Below are 18,633 nucleotides of genomic sequence, written 5' to 3'. Positions count from 1 at the left end.
GAAAGTGGCCATTGAGCAATATGCTCAAATCCCGGAGATTATCCCAATCCAATACAAGCTCAAAAATTATGCTGCCATGCAGGCAGCCTATGCAGAGGACATAGCTCCTGGGCTCCTGGGAGAGATATCCATAGAAGAGGCAGTAGCCAAGCTAGAAAAAGATCTGGAAAGACTCTTAGAAGAGTGAGAATCACTGGACCACTCCTAAGGCATGCCTTAGGAGTGGTCCAGCTGGTTTTGAAAGGGGGGGTCATTAATTCATGGTGTATCACTTTCCAGTAGCGGCTCATTGGTGGAAAACGCGAAGAAGACTTGCTCCCTATGCATTTGTCACCCCCGCCCTCCTTTTGTTGGCGGTCTTCACCTTCTATCCTGTGGCTAGAGCCTTCATTCTCGGCCTATGTAAGTGGGATGTTTTAGAGGTCCCTGTGTTTGTAGGGTTCAGGAACTATTCAGAAATCCTTCAGGATCCTGCTTTCTGGGATGCCTTGAGTTTCACCTTCCGCTTTGTTTTGGTAACCGTTCCCCTTAACCTTTTGCTTGCTCTCGTGTCAGCTCTCCTCTTGAATGGGGACTTTCCCCTGAAGGGTTTCTTCAGGAGTCTTATCTTCTTTCCTGCCTTTACCTCCTTGGTGGCTATTGGTATGGTCTGGAGATATATGTATTCCACGGACTACGGCATTGCTAACTATTTTCTAACACTTTTGGGGCTGACCCCAAAGGGTTGGTTGTCTGACTTAAGGTTAGCACCCTGGTCGACTTTCCTAGTAGCTATTTGGTATGGATATGGCTGGAACACGGTTATCTTTTTGGCTGGACTTCAGGGAATTCCCAGAGAATACCATGAAGCAGCAGCCATTGATGGGGCAACCGAATGGCAAAGATTGAGGTTCATTACCCTTCCCCTTCTGTGGCCGGTGACCTTTTTTGTTCTCACCATGGCACTGATTTACGCCTTTAGAACGTTTGATCTGGTGTATGTGCTCACTCAAGGTGGACCTGGAAGAGCAACGCTGATCTATATGATGTATTTCTACAAAGTTGCTTTTGTTGCTTTCCAAATGGGGAAGGCTTGCGCAAGTGCTTTTATCCTCTTTCTAATCATTTTAGTCATTACTCTCTTGCAATTCAGGTTCATCGGAAGGATAGAAGCAGGAGAGTAGATATGAGTATGGGGGGTCATGTCGAAATGCGCTCTTCCCGTGCTTACACAGTCTGTAGGTATTGGATCCTCGTAGTGCTATCTGTAAGTACTGTTTTCCCCTTTTTCTGGATGTTCAGTAGCTCTCTGAAGCCCTTACGAGAGGTTTATACGTGGCCTCCCACTCTCATTCCCAGAGAGCTTCACCTCAGTAACTTTAGAGAGGCTTTTGAAAGGAGCAATTTCATAAGAGCCCTCATCAATTCCAGCCTTTACACAGGAGGATGCATTGCCCTTTATGTTCCCATTAGCCTCTTGGCAGCTTTCGGCTTTGCCAAATACCGTTTTAAGGGTGATTCTCTACTGTTTATGCTTGTCCTTGCAGCAGTAATGATTCCTATCGAGGCTGTAATTGTTCCACTCTTTGGCCTGTTGCTTAGAATGAGGTGGGTTGGAACTCTGCAAGGCTTAGTGATCCCCCGAGTAGTGGAGCCGTTTGGCATTTTTCTGCTGAGGCAACACTTTAAAACAATCCCAGATGATCTTTTGGATGCAGCACGTATTGATGGTTGCTCTGAGCTCGGGATACTATGGCGAGTTATGTTGCCCCTTTCCTTACCCCCCTTAGCGGTTATAGTAGTGTTCATGTTCATATGGAGGTGGAATGAGCTCTTATGGCCTCTTGTAATTGGTGGTAATGCAATCCGTACCATTCAACCTGCAATCGCATTGTTTAAGTACGAGCGATTTGTGGAGTGGAATTTGCTGATGGCTTTGTGTGCCATAGCGGTAATACCCGTTTTAGTACTATTCTTTACTCTCCAGAGGTACTTCGTTGAAGGGGTTGTCAAAAGCGGATTAAAGTTCTAAGGGGGGTTGGAGAGATGAAAATGAAAAAGGTCTTCGTTATAGAGAAAGGAAGGCTCGAGATTTGCGAGGTTGATGTACCTAAAGTGGAAGAAGGAAGCTTGCTTGTTAAGGTTGAAGTAGCCACCATTTGCAATCAAACTGACCTCCATATACTTGATGGTTTGCATCCTGGAGCTACTCCTTTTCCCTGTGTTCTGGGGCACGAGGGCGCTGGAGTCGTAGTTGAAGTTGGAGAAGGTATTCGCGAGTTTGCAGTGGGTGATAGAGTGGCCATTCGCTCCTGGTTTGGGGGAACCTTCGCTGAGTACGTAAATGTGAGGCCTGAGGATGCCGTTAAGATTCCTGATGACATGGACTTTTCTGAAGCTTCGTTGCTTGAAATATCGAGTTGTGTTTTTGCACTGGTAGACCAATGCGTTTCTCTTGGGAGAGAGGTTCTCATACTTGGTCAAGGAACAGCAGGATTAATAGCAACCCAGCTGTCAGCAGCCTCAGGGGCAGCAAGAACGATTGTTGTCTCTCGGAGCACTAAAAAACTTGATATGGCTATCCAGTTCGGGGCCAATATCGTGATTAACTCTCGACTGCAAGATCCAGTTGAAGAGATTAACAGACTCACGAGGAACAATGGCGTAGAAACTGTACTAGAGTGCACTGGTGTTCCCTCAATGCTTGCGCTCTGTCCTCTGTTGGTAAAGCAGCAAGGTGTTATCGGTATATTCGGAGCGTGCGTTTATCCTGTTTCTTTTGACTTTCTTACTCTCCACTTCAAACGAGCATGCCTGCTAACTACGGGCTACAAGTGGGCTTACTCGAGAGAAACCCTTGAGAAAGTGCTGTCTCTCTGGAAGACTGGAAGACTAAAACTTAGACCTTTAGTAACTCACTGGTTCTCTCTGGAACGAATCAGAGATGCCTTCTCGCTGCTACGGGAAGGACGGGAGGATGTCATTAAGATAGCAATAAAGCCTTAAAGCAGGCCTTGAGAGGAGGTAGTAGCAATGAGGTTTGACGGCAAAGTGGCGGTAGTAACAGGAGGTGGAAGGGGCATGGGGAAAGCAGTTGCTTTGCTTCTTGCGAAAGAGGGAGCATCGGTAGCTATCTTTGACATACTCGAGGAACATGCTATTTCTGTTGCTAACGAGATAAGCAGCCTAGGGAGTAAGGCACTTAGTATCAGGGTGGACGTCTCATCCCCTGAAGAAGTAAGAAAGGCTTTTCTCGAGGTAGATCAGAAGCTTGGTGAGGTTGACATATTAGTGAATGCTGCTGGTATTCAAAGAGTTGCCTCGATCCTTGACGAAGACGTAGCGTCTTGGAATAGGGTTATTGACGTTAACTTAACCGGTACCTTTCTTTGCTGTAAGGAAGCCTGTAAGAGGATGATACCTAAGAGGTGTGGCAAGATTGTTAACTTTGGTTCAGCCGCTGGGTTGGTGGGGGTTCAGTGCATGCTGAGTTACTCTGCTAGCAAATTCGGGGTGATAGGTTTCACCCAGGCTCTTGCACTCGAAGTTGGAAAGTATGGCATTAACGTAAATGCCGTATGCCCTGGCTGTGTTGACACAGACATGTGGAGAGAGACACGGGAAGGATTTGCGAGATACACGGGGAAGTCCCCTGAGGAGCAGTTTCAGGAAACGGCTTCTTCCGCCCCCTTGGGGAGGGTTGGTAACGTTGATGATATTGCTAGGGTGGTGGCCTTCCTCTGTAGTGACGACGCTAGTTACGTTACGGCACAGTCTATATCGGTTTGTGGTGGCATGCGACCTCACTGAGCTACCCCGCAATGGGAGGGAGGGTACCCGTGGAACTTAGTTACATGGTTTGGTACATTCCCACAAGAATCGTGTTCGGAAAAGGTGTAGCAGCACAGATTGGTGAATATGTTAGGGAATTCGGGAACACATGCTTTTTGGTTATTGATCCTGCCTTGGACAACAAAGGCTTGGGGGAAGAAATAGCTTCCCTCCTGAAGGAAAAGGGTATAGGAGTGGTAAAGTACAGCGACATTCCTCCTAATCCTCCTTGTTCCTGCGTGGATAGGGCATCAGAGATAGCGAGGCAAGAGGGGTGCAATGTAGTCGTAGGAGTGGGTGGAGGCAGTACAATTGACGTTGCCAAGGGAGTTGCTGTTGTTGCTAAGAATGCGGGAGAGTGTTGGGACTATGTTAAAAGGAGGGAGACGGGTCAGAGGACAATAGTAGACACTTTGCCAATCATAGCTGTTCCCTCAACAGCTGGAACTGGTTCAGAGGTCACTCCTTACGCTGTATTCACTAATCCACTAGTCCGGGAAAAAGGGACAATCGTCAGTGATAAGATTTTCCCCAAGGTGGCTTTGGTGGACCCAACTCTTACTGTCTCCATGCCCCCAAGACTTACTGCTTCGACCGGAGTAGATGCCTTTGCACACGCTATAGAATCCTATATAAACGTAAAATCCAATTACTATTCCGAGTTAATAGCTCTAGAGGCTATGAAGCTAATCTTTTGGGCTTTACCTGTGGCTTTCTCAAACGGAATAGACGAGAGCGCAAGGTCCAAGATGCTATGGGCGAGCACACTAGCTGGAATAGCAATCGCAAATGTAGGTCCCTGTCTACCTCACGCTCTAGGACAAGCGGTAGGAGGGCTTACTGGAGCGGCTCATGGTGAGACAGTAGCGGCGTGTCTCCCGGAAGTTCTGGCTTTTACATTCATCGCAATTATCGAAAAACTGGGGAGAGTGGCGGAAACTATAGAACCCTCTTTTAGATCCCTACCACTGTGGACAAGAGCCGAGAGGGCCTTAGAGCTTGTAAGAAATTTGCTGAGATGCATAGGTTTGGAACTCCGATTCAGAGACCTAGGATTAAAGGAAAGTGATATCGAGGGGGTGGCTAATGCTGCCTTGAAGGCCTACTTCTGGGACATAGAAGCGCATCCACGAAGGGTAGGGAAAGATGATATTCTCAAAATTTGTAAGGACTGCTACTGATGACTTACCCCAATTCCACGGGATGAGGTGAAGACAGAACCAAAAAGCAGCAAACTTTAGGAACGTTCTCCTTGCAAAGCAGCTCATTGGTCCCTACATAGTGTGATGGAACGCTTTCCCCAAAGCTCCTTCCTCGAGGGAGGAGCTTTCTTTTTTTCTCAAAAAATTTTTGACCTTACTTGACAAAAAGGGGGCGCCTCAGTAAACTGTGAATAGTCTAAGAAGGTAAAAGAAAGGGGGTGCCCGAATGGAGAGAAGAGAAGAACTCGCCCATGCAGCAAATGGGAGCCAAGAGGTAAGCCAGGAAGCGCAACCATCGCTCCAAGAAGAAGTTGAAAGACTCAAAGTTGCTCTGGAAGAAGAGAAACGAAAGGTTTCCGAGAAGGAGCAGCTCATCAGCGAATACCTGAACGACCTCAAGCGAGTCAAAGCAGATTTCGACAACTTCAGGAAACGGGAAATGCTCTATCGACAGCAATTTGTGAAATCGGCTAACCGGGATCTCATTCTGAAGATTCTCCCTGTACTCGATGACTTTGAGAAGGCGCTTCTTGAGGGTCAAAAGAACGAGGTCAATGCAGCGTTCCTGCAAGGGGTAGAACTCATATACCGGAAGCTTTTGAGCGTTCTTGAGAAGGAGGGAGTGCAACCCATCGAGACAAAAAATCAGAAATTCGATCCAAAGTACCATGAAGCAGTGGCTACGGTTTCCCTACCGGAACGGGAAGATTTCGAGATTATTGAGGAGGTGCGGAGAGGGTACCTCTATCACGACGAAGTCCTGCGCCCGGCGCAGGTAAAAGTCAACCGAATTCCTCAGGATAAGATGGCGTGAAAGGAGGTTGAGGAGAATGCCCAAAGTCATCGGTATAGACCTTGGAACGACAAACTCTGTCGTGGCATACCTTGAAGGGGGACAGCCCGTTGTAATTCCCAACAAAGAGGGGTCCCGCCTCACACCCTCTGTTGTGGCGTTCACAAAGCAGGGGGAAATTCTCGTAGGGCAACTTGCTAAAAGACAGGCCATCACAAACCCCAAAAATACCATCTTTTCCATTAAACGGCTCATGGGTCGTCGCTACGATGATCCTGAGGTCGAAAAAGCGCGGAGAGTTCTTCCTTACGAAATCGTCCCTGGAAAGCATGGAGAGGCATGCGTTAAGGTAGGGGACCGCATTTACACTCCTCCAGAAATCTCAGCCATGATTCTCCGTAAACTCAAGGAAGATGCCGAAGAGTACTTGGGCGAAAAAATTCAGGAAGCAGTCATCACTGTTCCCGCGTACTTCAACGACAGCCAGAGACAGGCAACAAAAGACGCAGGAAAAATCGCCGGTCTTGATGTGAAGCGCATCATCAACGAGCCTACTGCAGCAGCTTTAGCCTATGGCCTCGGAAAAGGGAAAGAGGAAATCATTGCGGTGTACGACCTTGGTGGGGGCACTTTCGATATTTCCATTCTTGAAATCGGCGATGGTGTCTTCGAGGTGAAAGCCACTGCTGGTGATACTTTCCTCGGTGGGGACGACTTCGACCGCCGACTCATGGACTACATCATCGAGGAATTCCGCAAGGACACAGGAATTGACCTCCGAGGAGACCAGATGGCCTTGCAGCGCCTGAAAGAAGCAGCAGAAAAAGCCAAGTGCGAGCTCTCCACAGCCTTGCAGACCGAAATCAATCTACCCTTCATCACCGCTGATGCTACCGGTCCGAAACACCTTGTCATGACCATCACTCGGGCAAAGCTCGAACAGCTGACCATCGACCTTATCGAGCGGACCATCGGACCATGCGAGCAAGCTCTCCGTGACGCAGGTCTGAAACCCGAGGACATTGACGCAGTCATCCTCGTCGGTGGCATGACCCGGATGCCCAAAGTACAGGAAATTGTGGAAAAAATCTTCAAGAAGGAACCTCGTCGAGGCGTGAACCCCGATGAGGTCGTAGCCATGGGTGCTGCAATTCAGGCTGGAGTCCTCAAGGGAGAAGTAAAGGACGTTCTCCTTCTTGACGTTACACCCCTTTCCCTGGGTATCGAAACGCTCGGCGGAGTCTTTACCAAAATCATCGAACGGAACACCACTATCCCGGTTTCAAGGAGTCAGATTTTCACAACCGCGGCAGATAACCAGACAACTGTGGAAATCCACGTGCTCCAAGGAGAACGGCCTATGGCTAAGGACAACTTCTCCCTGGGTCGTTTCCAGCTCACCGGTATTCCACCGGCACCTCGAGGGGTACCGCAAATCGAGGTGAAGTTCGACATCGATGCCGATGGAATCCTCCACGTATCGGCTAAGGACCTTGCCACCGGGAAAGAACAGGCCATTACCATAAAGGCTTCAAGCGGCTTGACCAAAGAGGAAATCGATCGAATGATTCGAGAGGCCGAACTCTATGCCGAGGAGGACCGTCGCAAGAGAGAGGAAGCCGAACTCCGCAACCAGGCAGACAACCTCATCTACACGGTGGAAAAAACCCTCCGGGAGTCCGGAGACAGACTCTCATCAGGTGTACGCTCAAGAGTTGAGAGCGCACTCAATGCCCTCAAGGAAGCGCTCAAAGGAACCGATGTGGCTGAAATCCGCCGCAGAATGGATGACCTCCAGTCGGCATCGCACGCTATGGCGCAGGAGCTCTACCAGAAAGCTGCGCAAGGGGGTACATCAAGTGGGTACTCCTCCCAAGGGAAGCAGGACAACGTCGTTGACGCCGATTACCGGGTAGTGGACGATGAAGGGAAGTAGTCCTCAAAGCCCCATATCCTCGAGGATATGGGGCTTTCTTTTTTACCATACTGCCTTTCCAGGGTGGGTAGGACGATGAAGCGGGATTACTATGAAATCCTTGGGGTCGATCGAAACGCAACGCAGGAGGAAATCAAAAGAGCGTATCGCCGCCTCGCTCGCCAGTATCACCCTGATGTGAACCCCGGTGATAAGGAGGCTGCTGAAAAGTTCAAGGAAATCAACGAAGCATATCAGGTCCTCTCAGACCCTGAAAAGCGGGCCATGTATGACCGTTTTGGGCATGCCGCCTTTGGAGGGGAAGCCCAGGCAGGTTACGGTGGCTTTGGCCCAGATTTTGACCTCTTCCGGGAATTCACAGGATTCGGGGATATTTTCGACTTTTTCTTCGGATCCGGTACCCAAACTCGCCGGAGAGAAAGGGCAGCACGTCCCGTACGTGGCGAAGACGTTACCGTAGAGCTGACCCTTGAGTTCGAGGAGGCAGCCTTTGGGACGGAAAAGGAGGTTACCTTCCGGCGTCTTGAAGAGTGCCCGGATTGCCGGGGAATTGGAGGGAGGAGGAAGGTTACCTGCGGCAACTGCCACGGTACGGGAGAGATACGTCACACTCAGACCTCATTTTTTGGGTCCATCGTTACCTCTCGTCCTTGCCCCTACTGCCAGGGTCGGGGATGGGTGATCGAAGATACGTGTCCAACATGCCGAGGTCGAGGAAAAGTACAGAGAGAACGGAAGATGAAGATCAAAATCCCCCCGGGAGTGGACACGGGGTATCGCCTTCGGGTTTCTGGCGAGGGAGGAGCCGGAGAAAACGGGGGTCCCCCTGGAGATCTCTACGTCCTTGTAAAAGTTAAGCCTCATCGATTCCTCGAGCGGAAAGGCCAAGACCTCTACTACGACCTTGTCCTGACCTATGCGCAGCTCGTCTTGGGAGATGAGGTCGAAGTTCCCACTCTCCAGGGGAGTGAAAAAGTCCGCATTCCTCCTGGTACAGAGAGTGGGACTCTTTTGCGCCTTCGAGGAAGGGGTCTTCCTGACCCCCGGACAGGGACACGAGGAGACCAGATACTTCGGGTGCGGCTCTATGTGCCGAGAACTGTCACAGGGGAACACCGGAGGATTCTTGAGCGGCTCCTTGAAATTGAACGAGGAGAAACCCCGGGTGAGACACGTAAGGGGAACTTCTTTGATCGGCTGCGTGAGGCCTTTATCCATCCTGAAGAGTAAAAACATCAATGGGCCGGTTCTTCTTCCATCCCGATCCTCAGCCTGGAAAAGTCATCCTCCTCCCCCCGGAGGAGGCGCATCACCTTGAAGTCCAGCGGATTGCCCCACAGAAGGATATCCTGGTGGGTGACGGAAAGGGAAAACTCTACCGGGGAATCCTGCAGGGGAGGGAAAGAGAAGGCGCATTTGTGCTCGTTGTGGAAAAAGTGAGGGAGGAAGATCCCCCTTATCCCCTTTTCATCTGGCAAAGTTTCCTGAAGAGTCCCACGAGAATGGACTGGCTTGTGGAGAAACTCGCAGAAATAGGGGTTACAAAAATTGGCCTTTTTCCTGCGGAAAGGTCAGTGAGAGAGAGAATCTCTGAAGAGAAAATGCAGCGTCTCCAGCGAATTGTCATTAATGCTTGCAAGCAATCGGGAAGGGTATGGTTTCCTGTGGTGCAGGTGTTCACCTCCTGGGAGGAATTCCTCTCGACGCTCTCTGCTGCCAAGGGGGGAACGCTATTCTTGGCCGATCCTTCGGGAGAAGAAAATCTCCTCAGAACCCTGAAAAAGGGAGATATCCGATGTCTTCTTGGCCTTATAATAGGTCCTGAAGGGGATTTAACGGAAAAAGAGAAGGGGGATCTCTCTGCTTTGGGAGCAAGACCCGTATCTTTGGGGAGAAAGATACTTCGAAGTGAAACCGCAGCCCTGGTTGGAGCTGCGCTCCTTTCTTCTTTCCTGGAGGAAAAATTATGCGGGTGAGCATCAAAACCCTTGGATGCAAGGTGAACCAGGCCGAAAGCGATCTCCTCATTGCGGCTTTCGAAAGGGCAGGGCTCACGGTAGTTGACTTTGACGAAGTCGCTGACTGCTACATTGTAAATAGCTGTGCAGTGACTGAAGAAGCGGAGCGCAAAACCCGCCAGTACGTCCGTAGAGCTGCACGTAGAAATCCCAAAGCTTCCGTAATCCTCATAGGCTGCTGTGCGAAGCTCTGGAACCACAGGAATGGTAATCCCTTGGGAGAAAAGGTTGTCATCCTTCCCGCCAGAGAGAAGGAGAAGGAAGTCTGCCGGTTCCTTGAAGAGCGGTTCGGCATACCCCTTGAGCTTCCACCTTTCCCTCACCCACCTCGAGCCCGGGCCTGGGTAAAGGTTGAAGAAGGGTGTGACCACTTCTGTAGCTTCTGTCTTGTCCCATACCTTCGGGAAGGAGTAAAGAGTCGAAAATTCGAAGAGATCCTGAGCGAGATCCACCATCTTGTGCAGAAGGGCATTCGGGAAATTGTCCTCTGCGGAACAAACCTTGGATACTTTGGAAGAGATACGAAAGAGGGGACCCTCATCGACCTTATAGAATTCCTCGTAGCAAGAACGGAAAACGTTCGCTTTCGTCTCAGTTCCCTTGAACCCTATCTCCTCTCAGAGGACTTCATCACCCGGTACTTTGCTCTCGGTACCAGAGTATGCCCCCATCTCCATCTCCCCCTCCAGAGTGGAAGCGACAGAGTACTGGCACGAATGAGACGGGAGTACACCACAAGAGCCTACGCTGACCTTGTGGCAACAATCCGTTCCCTGTGTCCCCAGGTGGCCATCACGACTGATATCATCATGGGATTCCCCGGTGAAACCGAAGAGGATTTCGAGGAAACGGTGCGTTTTTGCCGGGAGGTTGGATTTGCCAGGATGCACGTTTTTGCCTTCTCCGCCCGGCCCGGAACGGTAGCTTTTGAATGGGAGAAAACGTCAGGTGTCCCGAAATCGGAAAAGCAGCGAAGGGTCCAGCGCCTCCTTGAAATTGGTAGGAAACTCTCAGAAGAGTACCACAGGCACTTCCTTGGAAAAGAACTCCACGTCCTCATCGAATCCGTTGAAGAAAATACAGGGCTTGGCCACTCGGAAAACTACATACCTGTCCGTGTGCAGGGCATCTCCAGCAACGAGATACGAGAGATTGTGTCTGTTCTCGTAGAGGAAGCCCGGGATACCTATGTTAGAGGGAGGTTGATCAAAAGATGAGGCGGTACAGTATTTTCCTTTGGATGCTCCTTTTCCTTATGGTCCCCCTTTTTCAGGCCCTGGGGAGAGAAGAACTCCTTGAAATTCGCATCGTAAAATGCGTGCGACCCAACCTTGTCGTTGCCGCAGTAGAAAAGGGAGGCAAGGTTGAAAAGGTGAGGGTGAAACTCGCAGGTATCCAGGCCCCCCTTGAAAACCCCGAAATTTACCGCCAGGCGCTTTCTCGGCTGCGCGAACTCGTGGAAGGAAAAGAGGCGGGTTTTGATTTTGCCTTAGGTTTTTCGCCTGAGAAAAGCCCCTGGGTTGGTTACCTCTACCTTGCACAGGATGAAGAGGAACCCTGTATTGTGAACGCGGTACTCCTCTGCGAGGGACTCGTAACTCTTGACGAAAAAACCGCGGGGCGCAATCTCCTTGGGTACCTCCTGAGCATGCAGGAGAAAGCACAGGAAGAGGGTCTCGGTATCTGGAAAAAGGCTCCTTCTAAGAAGAAAAAGACCGAAGAAGAGTGCCCCTCCTGTGTCATTCGATTTCCTGAAGGGCTCGGTCGAGTAGTTCCTCAAGAACTCCGCAATGTGCAAGGAGGTCAAGAATAGTCACCCGACTTCGAAGGAAGCGGGCCCAGAGGAAAGCATCCCGGACCATCTTTCCCGGGAATCCCAATTCTCTGAAGTTTGTAGGAATCCCCGCACGTCTGAGGAGCTCAAAGGGGTTAAAAAGAGAAAGCTTATCCTCGACTGCTCCTTGAAGGAGAAGGGGGTTAACCTCAGGCCAAGAGAGGTTCTCCTTCTTCCGGGCTTCTTCCTCCACAAAGGGGAAGAGCGGACCAAAGTGCACCTTGAGGGTGTCCCAGTCAAAGTGGTTTTGGGGAATACACCGTAGGCCCTCCCTGGCTTTCTCAAAGAAAAGCTGGAAGAGCCTCCAGACGATGCAGGTTGCCACTCCCACCCTGAGACCATGGAGCGACGGATGGAGCCCCCGGTGGAGGGCCATCATCTCAAGGTAATGCGCAACAAGGTGCTCCCCTCCAGAGGCAGGACGGGAATCCCCAATCATTTCCATGCCCAGTCCTGACCACACGAGTGCCCAGATGAGAACTGTCACTGCCTCCTTGTCCCGCCTTGCTATGCCTTCCGCATAGAATCCGAGGTCTCTCAGAAACGAAGCGGTGTTCTCCCAAAGAGGTTCACAAAAGTCCTCTCCGAAGAGGACCCGGCGAATCACCCAATCCGCATTGGCGGTAATCTTTCCCACAAGATCCGCAAAGCCAGCCTGAACAAGAGGAAGGGGAGCGGCAGAGAGAACTCCAATATCGGCAAAGAGCGCAAGAGGGGGTGTTGCGTCGTAGGTTACCTTATACCCCCCAACAAGCATCGGTGCTCCAGGGGAAACATACCCATCCATAGAGGGAGCCGTGGCAACGGCAACGTAAGGGATGCCAACCCGATGCGCCACAAATTTCGCAAGGTCGTTGATAACCCCTGATCCAACGGCAACGAGAAAATCAGGCTGCTTGAAGAGGTACTCACCGATTTGGCTTCGTGCTCCCTCATCGGGTTCAAGGAAGGGAAAGGGCCCGTCTTTTTTCAAGAGACCGGGGAGAATCGAAAAAGAGGAGCTTTCAAGGACACGCATGACCTCCTTACCTGCCACTTCGTATGTGGTTTCGTCAAAGAGCACAAGGGCCTTACCCCTGAGGTTAAGGTCCCGGAGGACAGAGGGTATCCTCGGGATGACATCCTCACCGACGAGAATCCTTTGTGTCCTGATACGGTGCACTTTTCCGCATTGGCACTGAAAGGTTTTTCCCAGAAGGGCGCATACATCCTGCATTGCTTCTCACCTCTTAAGGTTCTGCGCGAGTTCTTCAAGGGAAGAGAATACAAAATCAGGTTTCCAAGGAGAATGCTCAAGGTCCTCTCTCTTTGTCTCTCCTGTGAGGAGAAGAATGGTCGTGATACCCGCCTTCTGCCCCATGGCGATATCCGTGTACAACCGGTCTCCCAGGATGGCGAGTTCTTCCCGCCTTGCCCCTGTCCGCCAGAGGGCGTACTCGACCATTTCCGGATACGGCTTACCAAAGTAGCGAGGTGTTCGCCCGGTTGAAGCCTTTATCGCCTCAATGATGGACCCCGCATCGATGAGCTCGCCGTCTTCCGTGGGGCAGTTGAGATCAGGATGGGTGGCAAAGAAGGGAACACCTCTTCGGAGAAAGAGACAGACTTTCGCCAGCTTCCGGTAGGTGAGAGTTTTGTCAAAGCAGAGCACAACGGCGTCAGGGTTCTCCTCAACCACGACGAATCCCCCTCGCAGGAAATCTATGGCCACTTCCCGGCTGGCAAGGAGAAAAATCCGAGCTCCCGGGCAAATTCTCTGGAGGTGGAAAATACAGGAGTCCGTGGAAGTGATGATATGCTCCGGTGTGCAGTCCTTAAGGCCAAGGAGGCGGAGCTTTTCGGCATAGAATGCAGCACGGTGAGAAGAATTGTTGGTGAGAAAGTAGAGCCTCTTTCCCTGTTCTTCCAAAAGCTCCGTGAACTGCAAAGCTCCCGGAAGAAGCCGATTCCCTAAGTAAAACGTCCCATCCATATCCGAGAGAAAAACCCTGATGCTCTGCAGCATTTCTCTTCTCATCGGAAAAGCTCCGGGTACCGAGAAGCTAAGTCTTCGAGAAGACTAACCTTCAGGTGCTTTATGGTAACACCGTACTGGGCCGCAAGAGTTTCAGTGTAATCCTCGCTCTGCAGGAGGTTTTCAAGAAGAGCAGGACGTCCGTGGAAGTATTCGTAAGTAAGGAACCGGATTGTTTCAGGCTTGAGCTCGAAGGAAGCGGTCTCAGTGATTTTGGCAATTGCGTAATCCCAGAGTTCCTGGGAGTAACTCTGGGGGTTATGAGCGATGTACTCGGAGAAGTACTGTCCGATTTCTTCGCGGAGCTTCCCAAGGTCTTCACTCTTTTCTGCTTCCTTGCGAAGGTACGTCATAATCCTTTCGAAAATCTGTGTATCCTGGGAGACGATTTTCCCCATTTCCTGGGGCTCGAGCTTGTACCAGGGGTATCGTTCAAGCTGCTTCCAGATGGCGATTTTCTTCTCAGAGGGAGAAACTTGAGGAACTTCCTCAAGAACTTTCCCGGCAAAGTACAACTTGAACTGGAGGCTCTGGGAAACCTTTCCCAGCTCCTCAAGCATGCGCCGTGCAAAGTCTCGACGAAAGATTTCCCGAAGGAGATCCTCCCGCTTCTTCAAGGAAAGGGGTTCTTCCTCAGAGGCAACAAGAGATGGCAACGGCACCACCTGCCCAAGACCGGTGTACCGGGCAAGAAGAGGGTCAAGTCTTCTCGCAAACCGCTCGTAATCTGCAATTTCGCAGCTGACCTCGACCTCGCCCACAAAGGCCACACTGCCATCGTAAGGGTTCCCAGTGACGGTGTCCTTCCGCCAGAGAGGAACTCGGAAGGTAAGAGATACCTCCCCCTGGAGGGGCAGCACTTCCTCTACAATGCCAAAGGGTGGGGGTTGAATCAGAAAGCGCACCGGATGAGGCTTCTCATTCCGTACCACCCTAATCCGAAAGGGTAAGGCAGTGGGACCAAAAAGCGATCCCTCCCGTACCCATACTTCCCGCACGATAGCAACACTTTTAGGGGGCAGGGAGTGCCATGAGGCAAAAAGAGAAAACACGCCTACACACAAAAGGAAAAGGAGAAAGCCAAAAAGCCACCTTCCAAGTAATCTGAGTACGCCACCCACAGCCATCTCTTTCTCTCCCTACAAGAGGTTTTGTCGTTTCTGAAGGTATCGCAAGTAGTACAGGTATGAGACCCTGGCAAGAACCACCCGAACCTCAAGAAGGGCAACGCCGATGTTTGGAAAGAGGCCACCGTTTTCCTCGAGGTGCTGCAGGGCTTCTTCCCCAAAGGTTTTCCGGAAATCCTCTCTCTCCAGGTCCTCAAGAAACATACCCGTAACCACCTCATTGACAGCCATGAAAAGAAGCGTCTGGTAAAGGCCAGGGTACTCAGAGAGTGCCAGTGTGTTCGGATTTCGCACTATCTCCCGGACACGGAAAGGATTGGCGATGAGTTCATCATGTTCTTTTTGCATTTTCTCGCGAATCAGGGCAATTTCATGGTCAACAAACGTCTGCCATTCAGGGTTATTCTCCATGTGGGGATGGCGCTTCAACCACTCAAGACCTATAAGGTACATATCGTACACCGATCCCACCCGGTACGTATCAAGAGGAGAAGGGTACAGGAAACGGCGAACCCACTCTCGAAACGTTCGGCTCTTTGAAACTTCCTCAAGTTTTGTTCGTGCCTCCTCGTAGCCTTCCTCGAACAGGGTTTGACGGTACTTGTCTCGCACCTTATCCATATAGGACAGGAGGTAGGTTTCCAAATCACGAGACAATCGCTCTTTCCCTCTCCCGTCAAAATCGTACTGCTTCCACCTTTCGGGATCGGTAACTTTAAAGGTAAAGGAGACTCTGAGAACCACGAAGTCATTCCCGTATCCCTCCTTGAAGAAAGCCATTCCTTTGTCCCAGAGGTACCGGAGCATTCCCAGGATATCTCCCGAAGGCGCAGGAGCGACTTCACGGAGGAGCAAAAGCGCATCCACAGTTTGAGGTTTACGGGTTGCCCGATGGGCAAAAGCAAAGGGCCTTGGGGTGGCAAGAAGGAGCTTCTTCGAACCCACAGAAATCCCCTCATCTACGACCTCAAGCCGTTCCCCCACAAACCCTTGCCACCCTGGCTTCAGGGTCCGGACAACAAGGAAGTCCTCTGCATCCACAAGGTGGAGACTGAAAAGGAAAAGGCTCAGAGCAAGGGAAGCGAACCCCAAAAAGATAGCCACAGGAAGAGAGGGGAAAGGATTCCTCCTCCCAAAAGGAGCGTCGACTTCTCTGCTCCTCTTCCCAGAGAAGAGGTCAATCCTTGTACCCTGATAGTACTCAAGAATTGGCTCGAGGATTTCATCGGTAACCTTTCCTCGTACTTCCCGGCACAATGTTTGCTCAAGGAGAAGAAGTGTCTCGGCAAGGGCCTGAGACGAGTGAGGAAGCTCTCGGGCAAGACGCTGAACTTCAAGAGCAAGACTCTCGTACTCCTCAGAGGAAAAGAAGGAGGTAAGGATTTCGCTTGTCTCTACCCGGTACACCCGGGGGGAGAAATTCCCCGCAAGGAGAACCTCAAGTTCGTCACACAGGGAATCAACTTGTCTTCTCTCCTTGAAGGGAAGGGGGACTTTCCGAAGTTCCCCCACGAGACGGCGTGCCTTCTCCTCATCTCCATCCCGTACGGCCTGAAGGAGTGTCTCGAGAATTCCTCTTGCAGGACTGGTAGAGGTGGCAATGAACTTTTGCAAGTCACGCACAAAATCAGCCTGCAGAGGCCTTTCAAGGTACCTCCAGAGCCCGAGAAACGAGAACGCTCTCCTTTTGGCAAAGATTGTATCCCCTATGAGGAGCTTACGGTATACCCCGTAGATAAGGGGAGCAAGGATGAGAACTACTCGGGCGTAAGGGTTAAGGTAATCCCCTGCAAGCATGAAGAGCGCATCCACAGCTTGAAAGATGAATCCCATGTTCCAGATGGCGTAGGAGAGGAGAACGAAAAGAAAAAGGGCCAAAATGTCTCGACCTAAAGCGCTCTCGTACTCTTTTTGCCACTCCGTCCGAAGATTCTCTTCGCACTGTCTTGCCCGGTTCAGGGTTTCTGCATCGGGAGAGAAACTCACAACTCGATAGAGGAAGAAGGGGTTCCCAGAGGTTTTGAGGAAGAAAAAAGCCCTCTGGTAACGCTTCCGCAAAAAATCCTTCGACCCAATTACAACCTTCCTACCCTCTTCAAAGAGAGAAGGAATTTCCACGAAGAAAATCTCTTCAAGCCTCATTCAGAACTGTTCCCCTTTCACCTCAACCCGAAGTGTTCCTTCAACAAAGGCAAGGCCTTGGAGGATACGGAGTTCCCTTCTCTGGGCGAAGGTTTCAATTGTCCGTCCTGTACATCCCGTATAGTACTGAAAGAAATCCGGTGCAAGAGCGATTCCCGCCCTCCGGAAAATAGGTCCCACAAGGTAAATACCCTCAAAGACGGGGAGGTCTCGCTCGAGAAAGAAAGGTATTTCCCGGAACGCAGCCTCGAAAGCATCCTGAAAGGTTGGAAGACCTGACTTCCGAATGAAGTTCCGGATGTACAGAGTTTTCCGCACCGAAGGGTACCGAAAGAGAACTTCTCCCCGGTACTTCGGAGAGAGAAATGGGAGACGAAGTCGCAGGAGAAACTCGAGCTTCTCATGCAGTGCAAGGGGGTAACGCAAACGGGCAAGTCGCTCATGTTCTTCGAAAGGGATACGCTCATGGATGAATATCATAATACCAGCGTTCCTGTACACGTACTCACTCTCCATGGTCACCGTTTCATGGAGGCTTGAGTACACTCGAATGACACCAGGTTGCGAGAGGAGATACCTCTGCAGCGCCCTGATTCGTCTTCCTCGAAGCACCTCAGTTTTCCGTCCAAAAGCCGCATTGGCATCTTCCCAGCCAAAGAAATTCCGGATGTGACCGACGCTCACCACGACGGGAGTGCGAACTTCCTCTCCACTCCGGTCAACGTATGCTCGGGTTTCCTTGTGCCACCCATCAGGATCTATTACCGGCAGGAAAATGCTGTACGCACCATTTGCAAGTTCTGCTTCCTCTCGGCACAGCGCAAGAAAAGCAAGAAAAAGAGTGAGAGAGTGCACCTTCTCTCCACCGTGGCATGTTGCCTCAAAAACAAGGGTGTTCCTCCGATGCTCAGGATATCCAATTTCAAGAACGGGAATCTTCCTCCCTCCGTCGGTGCGGAAGTCTCTTCCTTCCTCATCAGGAAGGAAGAGAAACCTCCCCGGAAGAGTACTTTCCCTGAGAGCCTGGCACGCCGCTTCTTCCATCGCCTCGAGAAAATTCTCGTAACTCTCCTCAAGGAGGGAGAGGTAACGCCCCAGACGATCTAAGCTTCGCATCATGAGGATTCACTCCAGGGGACAAAGGGCACAGGTGGTCGGAGAAATTTCGTCCATTCGGTTTTCTCAGTAGCCTGCGTTGCCGGCCAGAAGAAGTCCTTGAGGAATCCCAGGCCGAGTCGAGAAGCAACGCGAAAAGCCTGGGCGAAGCCCTCGCCATTCTCGTCACGCCGCACAATATCGTTGAGCATGCGAAGGGCTGCATTCTCGACCACCCGGAGTTTCACATTTTCAAAGGCTTCCTCAAGACCCCAAAAAACGCACCGATAGTGCTGGGAGAGCTCGAGAAAGTTGCGGTCCTCAAAGTACGGGTCGCCAATAATCATATCCCAGGTCATGGGCTGGAAACCAGGAATACCATGCATGATGAAGACAATGGGGAAGAGACGGTGGAGAATCCCGTAGAACCCCCGAAAACGGAAACGCCCGTAGTGGTAGAAGAAATCCCGATGCCTGTATGCCTCAAGGAGCATGGCGTCTTCTTTACGGAAGGTATCCGCAAAGGCACTTTTCAGGTACTCCAGAACTTCCCGGGAGGATTTCCGAGGTGCTAAGGCGTACTCCTCCTCGCCCTCCTGAATCTCAAGGAATTCCGAAGGCAAACTGACCAGGTACTTCTCCTGCTTTTTATCCTCCACGTG

17 protein-coding genes and 1 pseudogene are annotated in these 18,633 nt (G+C 51.0%); 12 read left to right on the top strand and 6 right to left on the bottom strand.

What is annotated here, in order from left to right; all coding sequences use genetic code 11:
• From H5U36_03315 to H5U36_03260, 12 genes and pseudogenes are all read left to right on the top strand, one after another.
• Positions 1 to 187 (top strand): hypothetical protein (locus tag H5U36_03315; protein MBC7217199.1); only part of this gene is annotated, 187 nt, incomplete at its 5' end.
• A gap of 73 nt (positions 188 to 260) precedes the next feature.
• Positions 261 to 1,163, top strand: a complete 903-nt coding sequence (locus H5U36_03310; GenBank protein MBC7217198.1) for a sugar ABC transporter permease — start codon at positions 261 to 263, stop codon at positions 1,161 to 1,163.
• A gap of 26 nt (positions 1,164 to 1,189) precedes the next feature.
• Positions 1,190 to 2,011: a carbohydrate ABC transporter permease gene (locus H5U36_03305; protein ID MBC7217197.1), complete on the top strand. Its 822-nt coding sequence runs from the start codon at positions 1,190 to 1,192 to the stop codon at positions 2,009 to 2,011.
• A 14-nt stretch (positions 2,012 to 2,025) separates the two neighbouring features.
• Positions 2,026 to 2,985 (top strand): zinc-binding dehydrogenase, encoded by a 960-nt coding sequence (locus H5U36_03300; GenBank protein ID MBC7217196.1) that lies wholly within the window; start codon positions 2,026 to 2,028, stop codon positions 2,983 to 2,985.
• A gap of 27 nt (positions 2,986 to 3,012) precedes the next feature.
• A complete protein-coding gene (locus H5U36_03295) occupies positions 3,013 to 3,789 on the top strand; it encodes an SDR family oxidoreductase (protein MBC7217195.1) in 777 nt (258 codons plus the stop codon).
• A gap of 29 nt (positions 3,790 to 3,818) precedes the next feature.
• Positions 3,819 to 4,991 carry an iron-containing alcohol dehydrogenase gene (locus H5U36_03290; GenBank protein ID MBC7217194.1) on the top strand — a complete coding sequence of 391 codons (1,173 nt, stop codon included), beginning with the start codon at positions 3,819 to 3,821 and terminating at the stop codon, positions 4,989 to 4,991.
• A gap of 247 nt (positions 4,992 to 5,238) precedes the next feature.
• The gene (locus H5U36_03285) at positions 5,239 to 5,826 is read left to right on the top strand and encodes a nucleotide exchange factor GrpE (protein MBC7217193.1); all 588 of its coding nucleotides are present in this window, start codon (positions 5,239 to 5,241) and stop codon (positions 5,824 to 5,826) included.
• Between the two features lie 16 nt (positions 5,827 to 5,842).
• Entirely contained in the window at positions 5,843 to 7,741 is a 1,899-nt protein-coding gene (gene dnaK, locus H5U36_03280; protein MBC7217192.1) for a molecular chaperone DnaK, read from the top strand.
• A 75-nt stretch (positions 7,742 to 7,816) separates the two neighbouring features.
• Positions 7,817 to 8,971 (top strand): molecular chaperone DnaJ, encoded by a 1,155-nt coding sequence (dnaJ, locus tag H5U36_03275; protein ID MBC7217191.1) that lies wholly within the window; start codon positions 7,817 to 7,819, stop codon positions 8,969 to 8,971.
• 8 nt (positions 8,972 to 8,979) lie between these two features.
• Positions 8,980 to 9,805 (top strand): annotated as a pseudogene (locus H5U36_03270) (16S rRNA (uracil(1498)-N(3))-methyltransferase).
• On the top strand, positions 9,708 to 10,976 hold the full coding sequence (mtaB, locus tag H5U36_03265; GenBank protein MBC7217190.1) for a tRNA (N(6)-L-threonylcarbamoyladenosine(37)-C(2))-methylthiotransferase MtaB: 1,269 nt from the start codon (positions 9,708 to 9,710) through the stop codon (positions 10,974 to 10,976). The pseudogene H5U36_03270 and the gene mtaB overlap by 98 nt, the downstream one beginning before the upstream one ends.
• On the top strand, positions 10,973 to 11,572 hold the full coding sequence (locus tag H5U36_03260; GenBank protein MBC7217189.1) for a hypothetical protein: 600 nt from the start codon (positions 10,973 to 10,975) through the stop codon (positions 11,570 to 11,572). The genes mtaB and H5U36_03260 overlap by 4 nt, the downstream gene beginning before the upstream one ends.
• Here the strand turns inward: H5U36_03260 and H5U36_03255 are convergent.
• From H5U36_03255 to H5U36_03230, 6 genes are all read right to left on the bottom strand, one after another.
• Positions 11,499 to 12,809, bottom strand: coding sequence for a sn-glycerol-1-phosphate dehydrogenase (locus tag H5U36_03255; protein ID MBC7217188.1), 1,311 nt, complete (start codon positions 12,807 to 12,809; stop codon positions 11,499 to 11,501). The two genes, H5U36_03260 and H5U36_03255, sit on opposite strands and share 74 nt — an antisense overlap.
• Before the next feature lie 6 nt (positions 12,810 to 12,815).
• Complete coding sequence (locus H5U36_03250) at positions 12,816 to 13,598, bottom strand: HAD-IIA family hydrolase (protein MBC7217187.1); 783 nt, start codon at positions 13,596 to 13,598, stop codon at positions 12,816 to 12,818.
• 8 nt (positions 13,599 to 13,606) lie between these two features.
• Complete coding sequence (locus H5U36_03245) at positions 13,607 to 14,734, bottom strand: hypothetical protein (protein MBC7217186.1); 1,128 nt, start codon at positions 14,732 to 14,734, stop codon at positions 13,607 to 13,609.
• A gap of 12 nt (positions 14,735 to 14,746) precedes the next feature.
• Complete coding sequence (locus H5U36_03240) at positions 14,747 to 16,876, bottom strand: hypothetical protein (GenBank protein ID MBC7217185.1); 2,130 nt, start codon at positions 16,874 to 16,876, stop codon at positions 14,747 to 14,749.
• Positions 16,877 to 17,995, bottom strand: a complete 1,119-nt coding sequence (locus H5U36_03235; protein MBC7217184.1) for a hypothetical protein — start codon at positions 17,993 to 17,995, stop codon at positions 16,877 to 16,879.
• Positions 17,992 to 18,633: hypothetical protein (locus H5U36_03230; protein MBC7217183.1), on the bottom strand; the 642-nt coding region annotated here is incomplete at its 5' end. The genes H5U36_03230 and H5U36_03235, both read right to left, overlap by 4 nt.

Source organism: Candidatus Caldatribacterium sp. (assembly GCA_014359405.1).
In the GTDB taxonomy this organism is placed as follows: domain Bacteria; phylum Atribacterota; class Atribacteria; order Atribacterales; family Caldatribacteriaceae; genus Caldatribacterium; species Caldatribacterium oleiphilum.
The sequence above is the reverse complement of the archived record's forward strand: the minus strand, read 5'-3'. Positions and strand labels throughout refer to the sequence as shown.

Bases quoted from the DNA above. Each gene is read 5' to 3' on its own strand.
- H5U36_03285 (MBC7217193.1), top strand. From the start codon at position 5,239: ATGGAGAGAAGAGAAGAACTCGCCCATGCAGCAAATGGGAGCCAAGAG.
- H5U36_03310 (MBC7217198.1), top strand. From the start codon at position 261: ATGGTGTATCACTTTCCAGTAGCGGCTCATTGGTGGAAAACGCGAAGA.
- H5U36_03235 (MBC7217184.1), bottom strand. From the start codon at position 17,995: ATGATGCGAAGCTTAGATCGTCTGGGGCGTTACCTCTCCCTCCTTGAG.
- H5U36_03305 (MBC7217197.1), top strand. From the start codon at position 1,190: ATGCGCTCTTCCCGTGCTTACACAGTCTGTAGGTATTGGATCCTCGTA.
- H5U36_03300 (MBC7217196.1), top strand. From the start codon at position 2,026: ATGAAAATGAAAAAGGTCTTCGTTATAGAGAAAGGAAGGCTCGAGATT.
- H5U36_03260 (MBC7217189.1), top strand. From the start codon at position 10,973: ATGAGGCGGTACAGTATTTTCCTTTGGATGCTCCTTTTCCTTATGGTC.
- mtaB (MBC7217190.1), top strand. From the start codon at position 9,708: ATGCGGGTGAGCATCAAAACCCTTGGATGCAAGGTGAACCAGGCCGAA.
- H5U36_03245 (MBC7217186.1), bottom strand. From the start codon at position 14,734: ATGGCTGTGGGTGGCGTACTCAGATTACTTGGAAGGTGGCTTTTTGGC.
- dnaK (MBC7217192.1), top strand. From the start codon at position 5,843: ATGCCCAAAGTCATCGGTATAGACCTTGGAACGACAAACTCTGTCGTG.
- H5U36_03250 (MBC7217187.1), bottom strand. From the start codon at position 13,598: ATGCTGCAGAGCATCAGGGTTTTTCTCTCGGATATGGATGGGACGTTT.
- dnaJ (MBC7217191.1), top strand. From the start codon at position 7,817: ATGAAGCGGGATTACTATGAAATCCTTGGGGTCGATCGAAACGCAACG.
- H5U36_03255 (MBC7217188.1), bottom strand. From the start codon at position 12,809: ATGCAGGATGTATGCGCCCTTCTGGGAAAAACCTTTCAGTGCCAATGC.
- H5U36_03240 (MBC7217185.1), bottom strand. From the start codon at position 16,876: ATGAGGCTTGAAGAGATTTTCTTCGTGGAAATTCCTTCTCTCTTTGAA.
- H5U36_03295 (MBC7217195.1), top strand. From the start codon at position 3,013: ATGAGGTTTGACGGCAAAGTGGCGGTAGTAACAGGAGGTGGAAGGGGC.